Here is a 17,897-nt window from a genome sequence, read left to right as displayed (position 1 = left end):
GGGCCGGCATGAAAGACCAAAAAAGAGTTATTCGCATTATTAAATGTTGTTCCACTGATATTCTCAGAACAACCGCATGAAAAATGGATGAATAATAAAATCAGGCAGAGAAGGAACTTACTTATAAATATTCAATGCATTTAAGCGCCACAATTTTAATAAGCATTCTCAATATCACCGGAAACATGAAGTTACAACCCTGAATAGGTTATTTTCGAATAACTCTATATAATGGCCGGCCACATCGGAAAGTCAGCTATTTATTCAGGAAATAGTCTCATGAGCAGAAAAACCAGAGCAGCCATGGTATCGGTCTGTTCCAATATCAGCCTGATCACCATGAAACTGGTGGCCGGATTTGCCAGCGGCTCGGTCAGTATTATCTCGGAGGCCATCCACTCCGCCATGGATCTGGTAGCCGCCCTGATCGCCCTGTTCGCCGTGAAAAAATCCGATCTGCCTCCCGATGATCGCCACCCCTATGGTCACGACAAGATAGAGAACGTCTCCGGCGTCATCGAAGCGCTGCTGATCCTGCTCGCCGCGGTCTGGATCATCTTCGAGGCGGTCGACAAAATCCTGCAACCAACCGCCATCGAGAGCATCGGCTGGGGTGTGCTGGTAATGGTCATCTCGGCGCTGGTCAACAGCGGCGTCTCGGCCTACCTCTACAAGGTGGCCCGGGAAGAGGAGTCGGTTGCACTGGCGGCTGACGCTCTGCATCTCAAGGCGGATGTGCTCACCTCCGCTGGCGTGGCGGTCGGCCTTGGCGGGATCTGGCTGGCCGGTCTGTTTGGCCACTCTCTCGCCATACTCGACCCGCTGGTCGCCATCGGGGTTGCCCTGTTTATCGTCAGAGAGGCGATCAGCATGCTCAATGAGGCCTTCCAGCCCTTGATCGACGAGAGCATGAGCCCGGAAGAGCTGGCCATGACCAGCCGCATCATCACCGAATGCTGTCCGAGCGCCAGCGGCTTCCACGACTTGCGCAGTCGCCGTGCTGGCCGCCGCCGCCATATCGACTTTCACCTCACCCTGCCGCCCGAGATGAGCATTGGTGAAGCCCACGATATCTGCGACCGGATCGAGCATGCCATCATGGCAGAGCTGCCCCACGCCATCGTGCTGATCCATGTCGAACCGGATGAGGCACTGACAGAAGCGCAGCTCACTCTCAGCTGAAATGGGGCAAACGGGCAGGAAAAGGCTGCGAACATCCGGCGAAGTCACACAATTCAGTCTTTGTTCGGCATAACGGCGATTGCATGGGGGTGTGATATGACAACTGTGTTAGGGTGGCTGACACCCTGCCGCTGGAGCGCGCCATGAAAAAGCTGGAAATGAAAGATCTGACCGAGGCCGAAAAGGCCGAGATAGCCCTGATGTTGCAAAAGGCACAAGCCAATGCCGATCACCAGCTGACCAATGGCGAGCGCAACCGGATCCGCGAAGAGGGGCGCCTGAAAATCGTGGCAGATCGCGCCGAAGCAGCCAAGACGGCATCCAGACTGGCGCGGGAGAAAGCGAAAGAACGCGCCAAGAATCAGACATCGCCAGAAACGTTCAGCTGGATAGATTCGGTCAGCAACAAATTTCGCAGCAAACGCTAAGCAATCCGGATTCTGATGCAAGAGCCGCCTCGCCCTGTGCGAGGCGGCTTTTTTGTGTCTCGCAAGAGACTGATAATCCCCAAACGGGAATATTATTTTTGATCCCACCAAGAGCCGTCGTTTTACGCCGTCACTTTGCTTACCACACCATCCGGGGAAAATTATTTTTCCATGAAAAAGCGCAAAGGCTGCGCCCATCTGGTTGATATACATCATATTTATTTTTTACTGCACCAGGTTAAATTCACGATAAAACGTTAAGAACGAGATAACATTTGCTTTAAAAAAGAGTGCGTGTTCTAATCGTTAGCGATAGTTCGGCAGTTCAGTCCTGATTATGTTAGGCAGTCATTTTAGTAAAGCAGTGATTAGTGCAAGTATTGTTTCGATGGTGCTTGACGAATAATTCTCCTTCTTTAGTGCTTCCCATACGTATTGCTGACGAAAAATCAAATTTGCCATTTTATGGCATTTCTAACACTAAATTTAAGAGAAATTATTATGTCTAAAGTGACTGGTACCGTTAAGTTCTTCAACTCCGAGAAAGGTTTTGGTTTCATCTCCCCGGTTGATGGCAGCAAAGATGTGTTCGTTCACTTCTCCGCCATCCAGACCCCGGGTTTCAAAACCCTGGACGAAGGTCAGCGCGTTGAGTTCACAATCGAGCAAGGCCAGAAAGGCCCGGCTGCTGCTAACGTAGTAGCTCTGTAATTCACGCCCGGGCAACTGTCCGGTCTGAATGAAAAAACCCGCCAAGGCGGGTTTTTTGCTATCTGCTCGCGGCCATCTCCTCCCCGTCCCTCCCCATCTCCGATCTGTTTTTCGCTGCCTCTTATCAATTGAGTCTCCAAAAAAGCTTCGAATGGCTTCTCATGCAGAGATCTTGAGGAAAAATTCCAGTTATTCGCTGCTTTTGTCACAGATTCTTGCTATTTTGCGCGCCACCAACGCAAACGATTTCCTTCACACTTTCAGGATTAGTTATGGCAAAGCAAGATATGGCCGCCCAAACAGGGACTGGCGGCTTTCTGGACTCTTATTTTTCCATTTCTGCGCGCGGCAGCAGCGTGCGTCAGGAGCTGGTCGCGGGGCTGACCACCTTCCTGGCGATGGTCTACAGCATCATAGTGGTGCCGAACATGCTGGGTGCTGCCGGCTTTGAGCAGGGCCCGGTGTTTGTGGCCACCTGTTTGATCGCCGCCTTCGGCTCCCTGCTGATGGGGCTGTGGGCCAAGCTGCCGATGGCCATCGGTTGCGCCATCTCCCTCACCGCCTTTACCGCGTTCAGTCTGGTACTGGGTCAGGGACTGAGTATTCCGGTCGCGCTGGGCGCCATCTTCCTGATGGGGGTGCTGTTCACCCTGATCAGCGTCACCGGCGTGCGCCAGTGGATCCTGGATAACCTCCCCTCCGGCATCGCCCACGGTACCGGTATCGGTATCGGCCTGTTCCTGCTGCTGATCGCCACCAACGGCGTCGGCATGGTGATCAAGAACGAAGGGGCCGGTCTGCCGGTGCAACTGGGTGAAGTAACCGCCTTCCCGGTCATCATGACGGTGCTGGGTCTGGCCGCCATCTTCGGTCTGGAGCGTCGCAAGGTGCCGGGCGGCATCCTGATGGTGATTATCGCCATCTCTATCCTTGGCCTTATCTTCGACCCGAACGTGACCTGGCACGGCTTCTTCGCCATGCCGAGCCTGACTGGCGAGAAGGGCTCGCTGGTGGGCAGCATGGATCTGCTTGGCGCCCTCAATCCGGTAGTCATTCCGACCGTACTGGCGCTGGTGATGACCGCCGTGTTTGACGCCACCGGCACCATCCGTGCCGTAGCCGGTCAGGCAGGCCTCATCAACGAGCGTGGCCACATCATCAGCGGCGGCAAGGCCCTGACTGCCGACTCCGTCAGCAGCATGGTGGCAGGCGCCGTCGGTGGTGCTCCAGCTGCCGTTTACATCGAGTCTGCCGCAGGCACCGCAGCTGGCGGCAAGACCGGTCTGACCGCCGCGCTGGTCGGCGTGCTGTTCCTGCTGATGATCTTCCTCTCCCCGCTCAGCTATCTGGTACCGGCTTACGCCACCGCACCGGCCCTGATGTACGTCGGTCTGCTGATGCTGGGCAACGTCACCAAGCTGGACTTCAGCGACTCGGTCGATGCGCTCTCCGGCATGCTGTGCGCCGTCTTTATCGTGCTCACCTGCAACATCGTGACCGGCATCATGCTGGGCTTCGTGGCGCTGGTCATCGGTCGTCTGTTCGCTGCCGAGTGGAAGAAGCTGAACGTCGGCACCGTCATCATCGCCGTGGCACTGGTGGTCTTCTATGCCGGTGGCTGGGCCATCTAACCCGCCCGCATATTCCGGTTGTAGCGAAGGGCCCTGCGGGGCCCTTTTTCATGGCTGTGAGTCAGCTAACAGTTTCCCGCCCGCTAGCCCTGCGCCGTTTCAGATTGAAACACCTATCCCCCTTCTGCTGTTTCAAATCCGAACCAAATCGGCCGTCATTTTTATCCCTTTTTCTGTCGTTAGACTGGCTCCATCAACCATTTGCCCACCCGAGCGGTGGCAAGCCAAGGAGTGAGCCATGAAGAAACTGATCAATGCTGTCGATGCTGTGGTCCGTGAACAACTGATGGGGATGGCTGCCGCCCACCCCGAGCTCAAGGTCCGTATCGAACCCCACTACATCACCCGCGCCGACTCCCCCGTGATGGGCAAGGTGGCGCTGGTCTCCGGCGGTGGCAGCGGCCACGAGCCGATGCACGGCGGTCTGGTGGGCAAAGGGATGCTGGATGGCGCCTGCCCCGGCGAGATCTTTACCTCCCCGACCCCGGATCAGATGTACGAGTGCGGTCAGGCCGTTGATGGCGGCGCGGGCGTGCTGTTTCTGGTGAAGAACTACACCGGCGACGTGCTCAACTTCGAAACCGCGGTCGAGCTGCTGCACGGCGACGGCGTCAAGGTCGGCTTCTCGCTGATCGATGACGACGTGGCGGTCAAAGACAGCCTCTATACCGCCGGTCGCCGTGGCGTTGCCACGACCGTGCTGTGCGAAAAACTGGTGGGTGCCGCAGCCGAGGCGGGCTATGACCTGACCCGCTGCGAGGCGTTAGCCCGTCGCATCAACAACCAGAGCCGCACCATAGGCGTGGCCATGCATGCCTGCACCGTCCCTGCAGCCGGCAAGCCCTCCTTCACCCTGGCCGACAACGAGATGGAGTTTGGCGTGGGCATTCACGGTGAACCGGGCATCGAGCGCCGCCCCTTCACCGACCTCAATACTCTGGTGGACGACATGTTCAGCGAGCTGGCGGACAACACCCCCTATGGCCGCACTCTGCGCCACTGGGACAGAGCATCCGGCAGCTGGCAGGAAGAGCACACCTTTATCGAACCGCTCAACAAGGGCGATCGGGTCATCGCACTGGTCAACAGCCTCGGCGGCACCCCCATCTCCGAGCTCTATGGCGTCTATGGTCGCCTCGCCACCCTGTGCGAAGAGGCGGGCATCCATCTGGTGCGCAACCTGATTGGCCCCTACTGCACCGCCCTCGACATGACCGGCATCTCCATCACCTTGCTCAAGGTGGATGATGAACTGATGACCCTGTGGGATGCCCCCGTTCACACCCCCGCCTTGCGTCGCGGCTGCTAAGGAGAACCCATGTTAAGCAAGCATCACATCGTCAACTGGCTGCTCGACTGCGAACACATCTTTACCGAGCAGCGTGACTACCTCACCGCGCTGGATACCGACATCGGTGACGGTGACCACGGCCTCAACATGCAGCGCGGCTTTTCTAAAGTGGCCGAGAAGCTGCCCGCGGTGGCGGACAAGGATATCGGGCAGGTGCTGAAAACCACCGGCATGACCTTGCTCTCCTCTGTCGGCGGTGCCAGCGGCCCGCTCTACGGCACCTTCTTTATCCGGGCTGCGGCCAGCAGCGATGCCTGCCAGAGCCTGAGCCTGAGCCAGCTGTGCAAAATGCTGAGCGACGGAGTCGAGGGGATCATCTCCCGCGGCCGCGCCGAGCCGGGCGACAAGACCATGTGCGACGCCTGGTGGCCGGCACTGGCCGCTCTGCAGCAGGCGCAGCAGCAAGAGCTACCGCTCAATGAAGCGCTGGATAAGGCAGTAGCAGCTGCCGCAGCCGGTACTGAGGCGACCATCCAGATGCAGGCCCGCAAGGGGCGCGCCAGCTATCTTGGCGAGCGCAGCATCGGCCATCAGGATGCCGGGGCCACCTCGACCCTGCTGCTGCTGACCGCCCTGCGTGACAGAGCGAGGTTGTGACATGATCGGAATCGTAGTGGTCTCTCACAGCGCCCAGCTGGCGGCCGGATTGAAAGCGCTGGCCGACCAGCTCGGCAGCCCGGCCAAGTTGCTTCTGGCGGCCGGGGTCGATGACCCCGACCACCCCATCGGCACCGATGCCATCGCCGTGATGAGTGCGATTGAAGAGGCGGATGACGGCAGCGGCGTGCTGGTGCTGATGGACTTGGGCAGCGCCCTCTTGAGCGCCGAGACCGCCCTCGAACTGCTGCCCCCGGAGCTGAGCGCCCGGGTACGGCTCTGCCCCGCCCCGCTGGTCGAGGGCACTCTGGCTGCCGTGGTGGCGGCCGGTTCCGGCCTGACGCTGGATGAGGTGGCCGCCGAGGCGCTCGGCGCGCTGGGCCCGAAGCAGGCGATGTTGCCAGCCAGCGCGGCGCAGGCCGCGAAGGAGACCGCCCCCGTTGCCGACGACGGCTGGCTGCGCTGCGAAGTGGTGGTGGATAACCCCCACGGCCTGCATGTGCGCCCCGCCGCCCGGCTGGTGGCCGCCCTCAAGCCCTTTGCCGCTGAACTCAAGCTGCAAAAGGGGGATAAAGAGGCCAACCCCCGCAGCCTCACCCGACTCGCCATGCTCAACGTGCGTCAGGGCGACCAGCTCACCCTGCTGGCGCGCGGCGAGGATGCCACCGTCGCCCTGGCCTGCTTCCAACAACTGGCAGACGAGCGTTTCGGCGACTGACGCCGCACGCCACTGTTTCAAGGTGCTGCACTCGCTCGCTGAGCCTGTGCAGCACCACTGTCGTGCAAGTAAAGACGAAGGCGTCCCCGGCACTGCCGCCCCTTCGCCCCTGTTAGTTTCAAAAGAAGTCTTATGAACTAGAGAGAGGGAAAGAATATGGACCGCATTATCATCAGCCCCAGCAAATACGTGCAAGGCAACGGGGCCCTCGCCAATATCGGCAACTACGTTAAAGCGCTCGGCGCCAAGCCACTCATTCTGGCCGACGCCTTCGTCACCAAGCTGGTGGGCGATACCGTGGCCACCAGCTTCCACGGCGCAGGGATCAAACCGGAGTTCGACTGCTTCAACGGCGAGTGCTCCCGCCCCGAGATCGACCGGCTGCTGGCCCGCTGCAACCAGACCCCGTTTGACGTCATCATCGGCATCGGCGGCGGCAAAACGCTGGATACCGCCAAGTCGGTCGCTTTCTACCAGAAGGTGCCGGTGGTCATAGTGCCCACCATCGCCTCCACCGATGCCCCCACCAGCGCGCTGGCGGTCATCTACACCCCGGAAGGGCAGTTCAGCGAATACCTGATGATCCCGACCAACCCCAACATGGTCATCATGGATACCGGCGTGGTCTCCCGCGCCCCGGTGCGGCTGTTGGTCTCCGGCATGGGGGATGCGCTCTCCACCTACTTCGAGGCGCGCGCCAACAAGGTCTCCGGTTGCCAGACCATGGCCGGTGGTGCCTCTACGCTGGCGGCGCAGGCCATCGCCGAGCTCTGCTACAAGACCCTGCTGGCCGACGGCTACAAGGCCAAGCTGGCGGTGGAACAAGGGCTCTGCACCAAGGCGGTGGAGAACATCATCGAGGCCAACACCTACCTGAGCGGTATCGGCTTCGAGAGCAGCGGGCTGGCCGCCGCCCACGCCATCCACAACGGCCTGACCCAGCTCGCCGAGTGTCACCACCTCTACCACGGTGAGAAAGTGGCGTTCGGTACCCTGGTGCAGCTGGTGCTGGAGAACGCGCCGATGGCGGAGATCGAGACAGTGCTGGCCTTCTGCCGCTCGATCGGCCTGCCGACCAACCTGCATATGATGGGGGTCAAGGAGCTGGATATGGCGCGCCTGATGGAGGTGGCCAAAGCCTCCACCGCCGAAGGCGAGACCATCCACAACATGCCGCTCAAGGTCACTGCCGAGGATGTGCTGGCGGCCATCGTCACCGCCCACCAATTGGGGCTGTAACCACGCCACGGCTGACCCTGCCATATAACACGGCCCCGCAACTGCGGGGCCGTTTCATTTGCTGCGGGCCGGTTGGCGATGGCTCGGATCGCTGTCAACCGTGATAGTCGGCGGGATCGATCTCGAGCAGCTTGAGCCGCCGCCACAGGGTGGTGCGGCTGATACCAAGATGCTGGGCCATCTGGCTCACCTGTCCCTTGCAGGCGTGAGCGCAGCGCAAGATGGCTTGCCGCTCCAGCGCTGCAAGCGTGAGCAGCGGTTGCCCCACCACCTCATCTGCCACCAACTGATAGCCGTGACGAATAGCGGCAGGCAGCGCCTCGGGCGGGATCTGCCCCTGACCGGCATGAAGCAGGGCATGCTCGATCGCACTGCGCAGCTCCCCCAGATTGCCGGGCCAGGGGTAGGCGAGCAGGCAATCGAGAGCCGCCGGACTGAACTGGCGCACCGGCTCGCGCCCCTGCGCCGCCAGCTGCTGACTGATCAGGCCCGGCAGATCGGCAGTGCGCTCGCGCAGGCCCGGCAGCCACAGCTCGCACGCCTGCAAGGCATAGAGCAGCTGGCGGCCAAACAACCCCTCCTGCACCAGCTGCTCCAGCGGGGCGCTGCTGGTGGCGATGATCCGCACCTTGAGTGGCAGGATGCGGGCCGAATCAAAGCGCTGGATGCGACCGGTCTTGAGCAGTTGCAGCAGCGCCGCCTGCATGGGGGCAGAGAGGCACTCCACCTGCTCCAGCACGAGCGTGCCGCCGTGGGCCAGTTCGAACTTGCCCGCCCGCTCCTGTCCCGCTTCGTCAGAACCCATCAGCTCCAGCGCCATCCGCTCGCTCGGCAGCGCCTTGCAGTTGAGGGTGATGAGCGGCCCGGCGGCCCGTTCGCTGCCAAAGTGGATCGCCTCCGCCAGCTGGGCCTTACCCACCTCCTCTTCGCCGCGCAGCAGGATCGGCCCCTGACTCTGGGCCGCCTGCCGGGCGTAGCGCAGCAGCTTGCGCATGGCGCTCGACTCCCCCACCAACGCCGACAGCTCGGGCACCGTCTGGCGTAGCTGGTGAATGGCCCGCAGCCGATCGACCGGGTGCAGCAGGGCGATAAAGCTGACCCCCTCCGGCCCCGGCAGCGGCTTGAGGCTCACCAGCGCATTGATGAACTCCCCCTCCTGAGCGCCGAGTCGCTCCAGCGTCACCTCCACATGGCTGAGCGGCGTCTGCCCCTTGATGGCGAGCTGCAACCGCTGGGGCAGCAGCAGGTGCTGCTCCAGCGGCTGACCGAGACAGAGCGCCGGATCGAGCCGCAGCCGGTGTGCCGCCAACGCATTGAGGTAGCGCAGTCGGCCCTGCGGATCCCAGGCCAGCACCCCGTCATCCATGCCGTCGAGCAGGGCGTAAAGCTCGCTCAGGTGGTGCTGGGACTCCTGCATCAGGGTCTCCATCTGCAGCAGATGGGCCAGCTCGCGCCCGGCGCTGACGGTGAGCGCCAGATCCCCGGCGCTCGCCTCCTCCACCTTGCAGATCAGGGCGATGATGGCGACCTGACGGCCATTGCTGTTGTAAACCGGGCTGGCGCAGCTGTGCCACGGGTGAAGGGTCTGGTTGAAGTGCTGGGGGCCGCTGACGCAGAGCGGCACTCCCTCCAGCGCCGCCAGATTGATGGCATTGGTGCCGATGCGTCCCTCGCTGAAAAAGGCGCCGGGGCCAAACCCCAGCGCCGCCAGTTCGCGCAGGGTGTCGGGGTGGCCGGTCTGAGCCAGCAGGCAGCCGCTCTCGTCGGTGAGCAGCAGGGCGCAGGGGCGCCCCTCCATAAATTCGTAGAGATCCTCAAGGGCCATCTCGCCGGTGGTGAGCAGGTCGCGCTTGCGCTGGCGCAGGCTCTGCAAGGTCTGCCCCTTGGCGCTGTGGGGTGGATGCCAGAGGGTAGCGCTGGTCTGGTGGGCGCAGCGCAGCCAGGATGCCTGCAGATAGTCAGGCCAAGCGAGCAGCGGCTGAAGGTCAGATGGCATGGTCACAGCAATATCCGGCAAGATGTGAGCCGACCATTTAACCACGCCCTCCCCGCAGATTCAGTGACCTGCCTCAGAGGGTGGCAAGCCCGCCCTCCTTCCGGTCGGGTTCGCCGTCGGCAAATTGCTGGCCAAGCCAGTACAAGACCCATAGTAGGCCAGATACCAGCGCACACAAAGCAGCATGACATTGATAGGAAAGTGGAGGAGTTTAAAGGCTTTTTTCTAGTTCTGTGTCGGGTTCTTTGCCGTGCTATTCGTAGGGTGACAGACTTCTCATGCGACTTCATCACTTACTGCGACAAGACTAAACCTCCTGCAGCACAAGATAATCCCAGCCATTGCAGTGAAAGCGCGTCAGCTCCCTGATACCCATTTTGGCGTGGGCTTTGATGGAGGCGATATTGTCAGTTTTGATAAACAGTAGAGCTTTTTTGCCCGGCAATGCTGCTTGTACCTGGGCAAACAATCCAGGCAGGATTCCCTTGCCGCGCTGATTATCGGCAATGCATACCGGGCCGTACAGGTACTCGTTGGCGTTTGGGAGGTGCTGTGCCAGCATGGCCTGCACCACCGGCGACTCGGTCCAACCTAGCACGCTGGTAAACAGTACGCCTGCTAGATCCTCCTCATCAAATGCCAGCATGATAGGCATATTGTGTTGCCGGTTTGCTGCCAGCCATTCAGCAATCAGCGCTGGTGGAAATTCTCCGGTCAACTGCCCCCCCTGTGCGGCGGTATTTGCCAACATAAGGGCAGCTATGTCTTCGATATCCTGTGTGCCCGCCGGGCGGTAGTGAATGCTCATCTCTTGTTTCTTGTCCGCTGTGTTCAACCCAGATTCGGCTTATGTTTGCTGGATGGGAGCTCTGTTTGGCAGGGTAGCCCTCTACCCCGTTCAAGACGCAATTATTGCATATTCCAACTGTTCATGAATTCCAGCCCGTAGGTTCGATTAGCCGTCAGGCGTAATCGGACGTTCGCGTAAATTAATTCCCCCGCAATAACGGCCATCCACATTTCCCCTCTGCCAAATGCCGCTGACTCACGGAAATACCGGAACAGCGGCACCTCGATCCTCCAATCAAGCTTCGCTATTCGAACCGACATGGGCGGTAACACGAGTTGCATACGAGTTGGCACAAATCGGCCATTGCCTGCAAATGACCTGTAGCGGGCCCAATCGTGGCGTGGGGACGGGATAGGCGTCGGTATAAGCAGAAATCGAGCCATTTAACACAAATCCATAAATTCAGCTTATACCGCGCACCCGGTCTGCTTTGCCGCCTGGCGTCACCCGCATTTCCCCTCTGACGGGCCGCCGCTGACTTATGGATATAACCGGGACAGCGGCATCTCAATCGTCCGATTACGCTTCGCTAATCGAACCGGCATGGGACGGCAATAAACAAAAGAGCCGCCCTTATGGGCGGCTCTTGGCATCAGCGATGGTGGCTGAATCGTCTTTTTACTGAATCGTTATTGGGCCTTGGGCGGTTCCACTGCAGCGGCCGCCGGTTGGTCATCTTCCTTGATCCAGGCATCCAGCAGGGTGTAACCCACCGCCAGCACCACGGGGCCGATAAACAGACCGATGATCCCCATGGTCAGCAAGCCGCCGATAACCCCCACCAGAATGAGGATCAGCGGCAGATTGGCGCCACGCTTGATCAGGAAGGGGCGCAGGAAGTTGTCCATGGTGCCCGCAAACAGTGACCAGACCAGCAGGAAGGTGCCCCAGGTGGTGTCGCCGCTCCAGTAGAGGTAGCCGATACAGGCCAGCAGCACCGGGAAGGGGCCGATCTGGGCGACGATCAGCAGGAACATCACCACCACCAGGATCATTGCATAGGGGATACCGGCAATCAGCAGGCCGACACCGGCCACCGAGGATTGCACCAGCGCGGTCACCACCACCCCCATCGCCACGGCGCGGATCGCCTGTGAAGCGAGCACGGTGGCATTGTCACCCCGTTGCCCTGCCAGCCGGTGGGCGAAGCGGCGAATGCCGGTCGCCACCACTTCACCGGAGTGGTAGAGCAGGCCGCAGATACCGACCGTCAGCAGGAAGTGGACGAGCAGCAGCCCCAGATTACCGGCCTGAGAGGCCAGCCAACGGGCAGTCTGGCCAAAGTAGGGGGCCAGCTTGGCAAACAGCACCTGACCACCGCTCGCCAGAATTTGCTGCCAGAACTCATAGAGCTTGCCGCCCACCAGCGGGATCTGTTGCAGCCAGAGCAACTCCGGCGGCGGTGACTGGCTGATACTGGTGCCCAGCTCAATCAGCATGGGGGCCTTCTCCGCCACATTGGCCAGCGTCATAAAGAGCGGGATGACAAACATCAGCAGCAGCACCAGCGTCATAAAGAGGGCCGCCAGCGAACGCTTGCCCCACAACAGCCGCTGCATCATCAGCATCAGCGGCCAGGTGGCGATGGTGATCATGGTGGCCCACACCAGCGCAGGCAGGAAGGGCTGCAACACCAAGAAACAGGAGATAATCAGGAGGCTGATAAACAGCACCCCCAAGGTTATCTTGGCCAAATCCACTTTTTTCACATTCATAGAGTTCCCTTGTCAGAGCCGTTGCCCTTGGGTCGTGTGTCGCATTTCAAGAAAGAGAGTATCCACCAGAGGCCAGCGCTCAACCAGAGCCCCAGCCCGAAAAAGAGCACAAACTGACCTAGCAGGATAGTGAGCGAACTACTGGTCAATAGCGGCAATACCCACGCGCCCGCCGCCATCAGCAGCATGCCCGCCAGCACCACAGCGCCGGTAAGCAGCGGGGTATGACCATCACGCACGAGCGTGACCCTCCCCCCAAGCCAGAGGCCCAGCGCCGCCAGCCCGATCCCGGCCAGATGGGCTGACTGGCTCAGGCCCGCACCAGCCAGTGCCGCGACGCTCAGCAAGCCCCAAGCAGAAGCGTGCTGATCCAGCCGCCAGTATGGGCGAACCGCCAGCAGCAAGGCGCCAATCAGCAGGCCAACCGCCACATCGGAGATAAAGTGCACCCCGAGCCAGACCCGCGCCAGACCGGTGGTGAGGGCCAGCAACAGCGCCAGCGAATAGGCCAGCCCGCGCCGGGCAGGCCAGAGCCAGCCAAGCAGCGCGCCCCAGAACAGCAGGGCCGAGGCGGTGTGACCGCTCGGCATGCCAAAACCCTGGGCACTGTGAGTCGCGATCAGAGGTTGCAGATGGAAGGGGCGCGGCCAGCCGATCCCCTCCTTGCTCGCCTGCACCAGCAGCCCGAGCCAGAGCATGGCAAAGAGCAGCTGGCGCAGCCGTGGCCACCCCAGCAGCGGGAGCAGCAAAGGTATCAGGGCAAGCTGAAAGCCGCCTGAACCAAACAGATTGCTGACCGACAGCCACCAGACATCGGGCCCCAGCCACTGCTGCAGGCGCATCATCAGCGGGATCTCGGCCTGATGCAGCGCATTGCCCTGCGCCACGAAATCGGCCTGCCAGCGCACCTCGCTCTCGGGCAGCTCGCCAAGCCGGGCTTGCAACCAGTCGAGCTGCTCCGGGAAGCGGCGCTGCGCGCGGGGGAGTTTGTCTACCGCGATCAGACGGGCGTTAAGGATCTCCCCGCCCAGATTGGGGGCCTTCAGCAGCGAGACAAAATCGGAATCTTGCTGGGAGACGATAGGCTCAAGAGTGCGGCAGGCAAAAACCTGCGCTTTCTGCCAACGGCCAAGATCCGCGACAATTTCGCCGCTCAGGCCGGTCTCTTCATAGAGCTCGCGCAGCGCCGCCTGCTCGGGGCGCTCGTCGCCATCTATGTAGCCGCCGCTCAGGCTGTAGCGGGAGGAGATGCGATCCTGCACCAGCAGCAGTTGATCCTGATGGCGGATGGCGCAGACTGCCGCCGTCGGTGCTGCCGGTTCGGCGCTCAAGGCTGGCAGAGCGGCAAACAGCGCCAGCAACAGTAAAAAGAGGGTTCTCGACATCAATTTGCTTTCCCTATGCACAATGGCGACAAGCCTCCCAGAAATCAGATAGTTGGGCAATGCTGGCGGCCTGTTCAGCGCTGATCCGGCCACGCTGGCCGCACCGGGAAGATTGCGATGAGCGAGGGCACTCCCTACTATTGGCGGCTATCTTCAATGTCATGCAGCAACCGCTGGAGCCCTCCATGAGACAGTTCGGCTTTTTCCTCGGCATCGCCATCGGTGTCATCCTGATCCTGTTCGGCAGCATCGTCATCTTTCAGGCCCTGCCTGCGGCACTGGACGTGCTGGAGATGCCGAGCCGCATCCCGTTCGTGCGCGAGGTCTACACCTGGCTGATGACCAGCGCCAACGGCCTCACCGCCCAGCTGGAGCAGAACTTCCTGGAAGCGTTCCAGACAGTGCTCAAGCTGATCCTGCTCATCACCTTCATGTGGGTCTGCGTCAAGCTGGTCAACATGGGGGTGCTGATTATCCGTGCCGGGGTTGACCTGATCCGCACCGCCATCGCCCACAGCGAAGGCAAGGAGGAGAAGAAAGTCGAACCGCAGGATCGCTTCTGATCACCGACCTGACCGGCCAATTGCACTGAACGATGGCGCCCCGCGAGGGGCGACATCTTTTATGCAACATATGGCAGGCAATCTACCCCTTACGGCTGGATCCCCCGCTTTTCCCTTGTTAATCAGCAAACTGCCCATATGTTGCGTGGTCAGGACAACGGCGGGGCACGCCTTCGCTGCCGGCCGGTTTCTATCCAGCGGCCCGCCTCTGGTATAATCGACCACCCCTTTTCCCCGTTATGGAGCCGGTTCATGGCCAATCATCCGGAAAGCGCCCTTGAGGTTCGTCTCGACAAGTGGTTGTGGGCGGCCCGTTTCTACAAGACCCGCTCGCTGGCGCGGGATCAGATTGACGGCGGCAAGGTGCACTACAATGGTCAGCGCAGCAAACCGGGCAAACAGGTGGAAGTGGGTGCGCTGATCCGCTTCTGGCAGGGGCAGGATGAGCGGGAAGTGCGGGTGCTGGCCATCAGCGATCAGCGCAAATCGGCACCGCTCGCCCAGCAGCTCTATGAAGAGACCGCCGAAAGCCTGAAAAAACGGGCCGAAAACAGCGAGGCGCGCCGCTTCAACAGCCAGTTTGCGCCGAGCCCGGAGCGTCGCCCCGACAAGCAGGAGCGGCGCCAGCTGCTCAAGGTCAAACAGTACTGACCGACCCCGATTTGATACCGGGCTGGCCTCAACCCCAGCCCGCCCGATTTACCTCACCGAAGAACCCAGGAACATATGATGAGCAACCAAGATCTGCTGTATCGCTATCTGTTTGAAGAGTACGAAGTACGTGGCGAGCTGGTCCAGCTGGATCACACCTACCGCCACGTGGTGGAAGCCCAGAACTACCCGGTGCAGGTGCAAAAACTGCTGGGCGAGCTGCTGGTCGCCACCAGCCTGCTGACCGCCACCCTCAAGTTTGAAGGTTCCATCACCGTACAGCTGCAGGGCGATGGCCCGGTGCGTCTGGCCGTCATCAACGGTGACCACAACCAGCAGCTGCGCGGCGTGGCCCGCTTTGAAGGCGAGCTGCCGAGCGACAACAAGCTGCAGAGCCTGATTGGCAACGGCCAGCTGGTCATCACCATCACCCCGGATCAGGGCGAGCGCTATCAGGGCATCATCGCGCTGGACGCCGACACCCTGGCCGGCTGTCTGGAGCACTACTTTGCCCAGTCCGAGCAGCTGGCGACCAAGCTGTGGATCCGCACCGGTTACCACGAGGGCGAACCACGCGCCGCCGGCATCATGCTGCAGGAGCTCCCCGCCCAGAGCGAAGATCACAGCAACGACTTCGAGCACCTGACCCAGCTCACCAGCACCATCAAGGATGAAGAGCTGTTCGGTCTGGAAGCCGAGGAGATCCTCTACCGTCTCTACCATCAGGACAAGGTGCGGGTGTTCGATCCGCAGGCGGTCGAGTTCCGCTGCACCTGCTCCCGCGAGCGCTGCGAAGGGGCCCTACTGCAGATAGAAAAGGAAGAGGTGATGGATATGGTGCAGGAGCTCGGCAAGATCGACATGCACTGTGATTATTGCGGCGCCCAGTACCAATTTAATGGGATCGATGTCGAAACCCTGTTCAGCAGGGCTCCCGGCAATGATGCAAACAAGTTACACTAATTAAAGGCGGGCAAAACCCGCCTTTAACTTTAATAACAAAAAAACACCCTATTTTATAAAGTTTGATGGCGATCGCTAAACTCTACCACCTAAGTGATAGGATGAACGTCAGATAGAACCCTACAAACCTCTGAACCCAGGAGAATACAATGACAATCGTGGCAGAACCCACCCTGGCCCAACAATTAGGACTGGACCAGTACGGCATCAAAAACAGCCAGGAAATCGTTCGCAACCCCTCGTACGAGCAGCTTTTCGCAGAAGAGACTCGCCCTGACCTGGAAGGGTTCGAGCGCGGCGTCGTCACCGAACTGGGCGCCGTCAACGTCAACACCGGTATCTTCACCGGCCGCTCTCCGAAAGATAAATATATCGTCAAAGATGCCACTACCCAGGATACTGTGTGGTGGTCTGACCAGGGTAAAAACGATAACAAAGCGATTACCCCCGAAGTGTGGTCACATCTGAAAGGGCTGGTCACCAAACAGCTCTCCGGCAAGCGCCTGTTTGTGGTCGACGGCTTCTGCGGTGCCAACCCGGACACCCGCCTGGCCGTGCGCATCATCACCGAGGTGGCCTGGCAGGCACACTTCGTGAAAAACATGTTCATCCGCCCGAGCGATGAAGAGCTGAAAACCTTCAAGCCTGACTTCGTGGTGATGAACGGTGCCAAGTGCACCAACCCGAACTGGAAGGAGCAGGGCCTCAACTCCGAGAACTTCGTTGCCTTCAACATGACCGAGAAGATGCAGCTCATCGGTGGCACCTGGTACGGTGGCGAGATGAAGAAGGGCATGTTCTCCATGATGAACTACTTCCTGCCCCTGCGCGGCATTGCCTCCATGCACTGCTCCGCCAACGTGGGTCAGGATGGCGACGTGGCCATCTTCTTCGGCCTCTCCGGCACCGGCAAGACCACCCTCTCCACCGATCCGAAGCGTCAGCTGATCGGCGATGACGAGCACGGCTGGGATGACCACGGCGTGTTCAACTTCGAAGGGGGCTGCTACGCCAAGACCATCAAGCTCTCCGAAGAGGCCGAGCCGGATATCTACCACGCCATCCGCCGCGATGCGCTGCTGGAGAACGTGACCGTTGCTGCCGATGGCACCATCGACTTCGATGATGGATCCCGTACCGAGAACACCCGCGTCTCCTACCCGATCTATCACATCGAGAACATCGTCAAGCCGGTCTCCAAGGCAGGTCACGCCACCAAGGTGATCTTCCTGACTGCCGACGCCTTCGGCGTGCTGCCCCCGGTCTCCAAGCTGACCAAAGAGCAGACCAAGTACCACTTCCTCTCTGGCTTCACCGCCAAACTGGCTGGTACCGAGCGCGGCATCACCGAGCCGACTCCGACCTTCTCCTCCTGCTTCGGCGCAGCCTTCCTCTCCCTGCACCCGACCAAGTACGGTCAGGAGCTGGTGAAACGGATGGAAGCGGCAGGTGCAGAGGCCTATCTGGTCAACACCGGCTGGAACGGTACCGGCAAGCGCATCTCCATCAAGGATACCCGCGCCATCATCGACGCCATCCTGGATGGCTCCATCGAGAAGGCCGAGACCAAGGTGCTGCCGATCTTCAATCTGGAAGTGCCGACTTCACTGCACGACGTGAACCCGGCGATCCTCGACCCGCGCGACACTTACGCCAACAAGGCCGAGTGGGACGCCAAGGCGCAGGATCTGGCCCAGCGCTTCATCAAGAACTTCGAGCGCTTCACCGATAACGACGAGGGCAAACGTCTGGTAGCGGCAGGTCCGCAGCTGTAACAGACCCCTTCGCATCAACGAGATGATGCCGGTCAGCCACGCTGACCGGCATTTTTGTTTTTATGGAGTTCCGAACGCCGCCAGCCATGCCGCGGTGAGCCCCTAAACCTTGCCATGCCGGGTGTGACGGGGTAGATTCAGC

16 protein-coding genes are annotated in these 17,897 nt (G+C 60.5%); 12 read left to right on the top strand and 4 right to left on the bottom strand.

The features are described from left to right. Positions 1–279: 279 nt before the first annotated feature. The 8 genes from LG31_RS0106925 to LG31_RS0106890 all read left to right on the top strand — a co-directional run bounded on the left by LG31_RS0106925 (position 280) and on the right by LG31_RS0106890 (position 7,857). Positions 280–1,182 (top strand): cation diffusion facilitator family transporter, encoded by a 903-nt coding sequence (locus LG31_RS0106925; RefSeq protein WP_033113749.1) that lies wholly within the window; start codon positions 280–282, stop codon positions 1,180–1,182. Between the two features lie 143 nt (positions 1,183–1,325). Beyond that, the gene (locus LG31_RS0106920) at positions 1,326–1,610 is read left to right on the top strand and encodes a YjbD family protein (RefSeq protein ID WP_033113748.1); all 285 of its coding nucleotides are present in this window, start codon (positions 1,326–1,328) and stop codon (positions 1,608–1,610) included. A 501-nt stretch (positions 1,611–2,111) separates the two neighbouring features. After that, the gene (gene cspE / locus LG31_RS0106915; protein WP_156854046.1) at positions 2,112–2,321 is read left to right on the top strand and encodes a transcription antiterminator/RNA stability regulator CspE; all 210 of its coding nucleotides are present in this window, start codon (positions 2,112–2,114) and stop codon (positions 2,319–2,321) included. Between the two features lie 272 nt (positions 2,322–2,593). Continuing rightward, the gene (locus tag LG31_RS0106910; RefSeq protein WP_005341567.1) at positions 2,594–3,952 is read left to right on the top strand and encodes an NCS2 family permease; all 1,359 of its coding nucleotides are present in this window, start codon (positions 2,594–2,596) and stop codon (positions 3,950–3,952) included. Positions 3,953–4,190: 238 nt separating this feature from the next. Further along, positions 4,191–5,261: a dihydroxyacetone kinase subunit DhaK gene (gene dhaK / locus LG31_RS0106905; protein WP_033113747.1), complete on the top strand. Its 1,071-nt coding sequence runs from the start codon at positions 4,191–4,193 to the stop codon at positions 5,259–5,261. 9 nt (positions 5,262–5,270) lie between these two features. Then, the gene (gene dhaL / locus LG31_RS0106900) at positions 5,271–5,900 is read left to right on the top strand and encodes a dihydroxyacetone kinase subunit DhaL (RefSeq protein WP_033113746.1); all 630 of its coding nucleotides are present in this window, start codon (positions 5,271–5,273) and stop codon (positions 5,898–5,900) included. Between the two features lies 1 nt (position 5,901). Then, on the top strand, positions 5,902–6,618 hold the full coding sequence (gene dhaM / locus LG31_RS0106895) for a dihydroxyacetone kinase phosphoryl donor subunit DhaM (RefSeq protein ID WP_033113745.1): 717 nt from the start codon (positions 5,902–5,904) through the stop codon (positions 6,616–6,618). A 156-nt stretch (positions 6,619–6,774) separates the two neighbouring features. After that, entirely contained in the window at positions 6,775–7,857 is a 1,083-nt protein-coding gene (locus LG31_RS0106890) for a glycerol dehydrogenase (protein ID WP_033113744.1), read from the top strand. A 94-nt stretch (positions 7,858–7,951) separates the two neighbouring features. On the opposite strand, the gene dhaR is transcribed toward LG31_RS0106890, so the two are convergent. The 4 genes from dhaR to LG31_RS0106865 form a co-directional block, all read right to left on the bottom strand. Continuing rightward, a complete protein-coding gene (dhaR, locus tag LG31_RS0106885; protein ID WP_033113751.1) occupies positions 7,952–9,853 on the bottom strand; it encodes a dihydroxyacetone kinase operon transcriptional regulator DhaR in 1,902 nt (633 codons plus the stop codon). A 307-nt stretch (positions 9,854–10,160) separates the two neighbouring features. Continuing rightward, positions 10,161–10,661 (bottom strand): GNAT family N-acetyltransferase, encoded by a 501-nt coding sequence (locus LG31_RS0106880; protein ID WP_033113743.1) that lies wholly within the window; start codon positions 10,659–10,661, stop codon positions 10,161–10,163. Positions 10,662–11,332: 671 nt separating this feature from the next. Further along, the gene (ydiK, locus tag LG31_RS0106870) at positions 11,333–12,418 is read right to left on the bottom strand and encodes an AI-2E family transporter YdiK (protein WP_033113741.1); all 1,086 of its coding nucleotides are present in this window, start codon (positions 12,416–12,418) and stop codon (positions 11,333–11,335) included. Beyond that, positions 12,415–13,803 carry a phosphatase PAP2 family protein gene (locus tag LG31_RS0106865; RefSeq protein ID WP_033113740.1) on the bottom strand — a complete coding sequence of 463 codons (1,389 nt, stop codon included), beginning with the start codon at positions 13,801–13,803 and terminating at the stop codon, positions 12,415–12,417. The genes ydiK and LG31_RS0106865 overlap by 4 nt, the downstream gene beginning before the upstream one ends. A 185-nt stretch (positions 13,804–13,988) precedes the next feature. Here LG31_RS0106865 and LG31_RS0106860 point away from each other — a divergent pair, with 185 nt between their 5' ends. The 4 genes from LG31_RS0106860 to pckA all read left to right on the top strand — a co-directional run bounded on the left by LG31_RS0106860 (position 13,989) and on the right by pckA (position 17,755). Next, positions 13,989–14,366 (top strand): hypothetical protein, encoded by a 378-nt coding sequence (locus LG31_RS0106860; RefSeq protein WP_033113750.1) that lies wholly within the window; start codon positions 13,989–13,991, stop codon positions 14,364–14,366. A gap of 252 nt (positions 14,367–14,618) precedes the next feature. Continuing rightward, positions 14,619–15,017: a ribosome-associated heat shock protein Hsp15 gene (hslR, locus tag LG31_RS0106855; protein WP_033113739.1), complete on the top strand. Its 399-nt coding sequence runs from the start codon at positions 14,619–14,621 to the stop codon at positions 15,015–15,017. Between the two features lie 78 nt (positions 15,018–15,095). After that, positions 15,096–15,980, top strand: coding sequence for an Hsp33 family molecular chaperone HslO (hslO, locus tag LG31_RS0106850; RefSeq protein ID WP_033113738.1), 885 nt, complete (start codon positions 15,096–15,098; stop codon positions 15,978–15,980). 149 nt (positions 15,981–16,129) lie between these two features. Further along, on the top strand, positions 16,130–17,755 hold the full coding sequence (gene pckA / locus LG31_RS0106845; protein WP_033113737.1) for a phosphoenolpyruvate carboxykinase (ATP): 1,626 nt from the start codon (positions 16,130–16,132) through the stop codon (positions 17,753–17,755). The last annotated feature ends 142 nt before the right edge of the window (positions 17,756–17,897 follow it).

It is taken from the genome of Aeromonas lacus, from assembly GCF_000764665.1.
Classification (GTDB): Bacteria; Pseudomonadota; Gammaproteobacteria; order Enterobacterales; family Aeromonadaceae; genus Aeromonas; species Aeromonas lacus.
Note: the sequence above shows the minus strand (reverse complement) of the source record. Positions and strands in the feature narration are given on the sequence as shown.

Excerpts from the sequence above, each read along its gene's own strand:
- LG31_RS0106925 (WP_033113749.1), top strand. The coding sequence starts at position 280 with ATGAGCAGAAAAACCAGAGCAGCCATGGTATCGGTCTGTTCCAATATC.
- LG31_RS0106920 (WP_033113748.1), top strand. The coding sequence starts at position 1,326 with ATGAAAAAGCTGGAAATGAAAGATCTGACCGAGGCCGAAAAGGCCGAG.
- cspE (WP_156854046.1), top strand. The coding sequence starts at position 2,112 with ATGTCTAAAGTGACTGGTACCGTTAAGTTCTTCAACTCCGAGAAAGGT.
- LG31_RS0106910 (WP_005341567.1), top strand. The coding sequence starts at position 2,594 with ATGGCAAAGCAAGATATGGCCGCCCAAACAGGGACTGGCGGCTTTCTG.
- dhaK (WP_033113747.1), top strand. The coding sequence starts at position 4,191 with ATGAAGAAACTGATCAATGCTGTCGATGCTGTGGTCCGTGAACAACTG.
- dhaL (WP_033113746.1), top strand. The coding sequence starts at position 5,271 with ATGTTAAGCAAGCATCACATCGTCAACTGGCTGCTCGACTGCGAACAC.
- dhaM (WP_033113745.1), top strand. The coding sequence starts at position 5,902 with ATGATCGGAATCGTAGTGGTCTCTCACAGCGCCCAGCTGGCGGCCGGA.
- LG31_RS0106890 (WP_033113744.1), top strand. The coding sequence starts at position 6,775 with ATGGACCGCATTATCATCAGCCCCAGCAAATACGTGCAAGGCAACGGG.
- dhaR (WP_033113751.1), bottom strand. The coding sequence starts at position 9,853 with ATGCCATCTGACCTTCAGCCGCTGCTCGCTTGGCCTGACTATCTGCAG.
- LG31_RS0106880 (WP_033113743.1), bottom strand. The coding sequence starts at position 10,661 with ATGAGCATTCACTACCGCCCGGCGGGCACACAGGATATCGAAGACATA.
- ydiK (WP_033113741.1), bottom strand. The coding sequence starts at position 12,418 with ATGAATGTGAAAAAAGTGGATTTGGCCAAGATAACCTTGGGGGTGCTG.
- LG31_RS0106865 (WP_033113740.1), bottom strand. The coding sequence starts at position 13,803 with ATGTCGAGAACCCTCTTTTTACTGTTGCTGGCGCTGTTTGCCGCTCTG.
- LG31_RS0106860 (WP_033113750.1), top strand. The coding sequence starts at position 13,989 with ATGAGACAGTTCGGCTTTTTCCTCGGCATCGCCATCGGTGTCATCCTG.
- hslR (WP_033113739.1), top strand. The coding sequence starts at position 14,619 with ATGGCCAATCATCCGGAAAGCGCCCTTGAGGTTCGTCTCGACAAGTGG.
- hslO (WP_033113738.1), top strand. The coding sequence starts at position 15,096 with ATGAGCAACCAAGATCTGCTGTATCGCTATCTGTTTGAAGAGTACGAA.
- pckA (WP_033113737.1), top strand. The coding sequence starts at position 16,130 with ATGACAATCGTGGCAGAACCCACCCTGGCCCAACAATTAGGACTGGAC.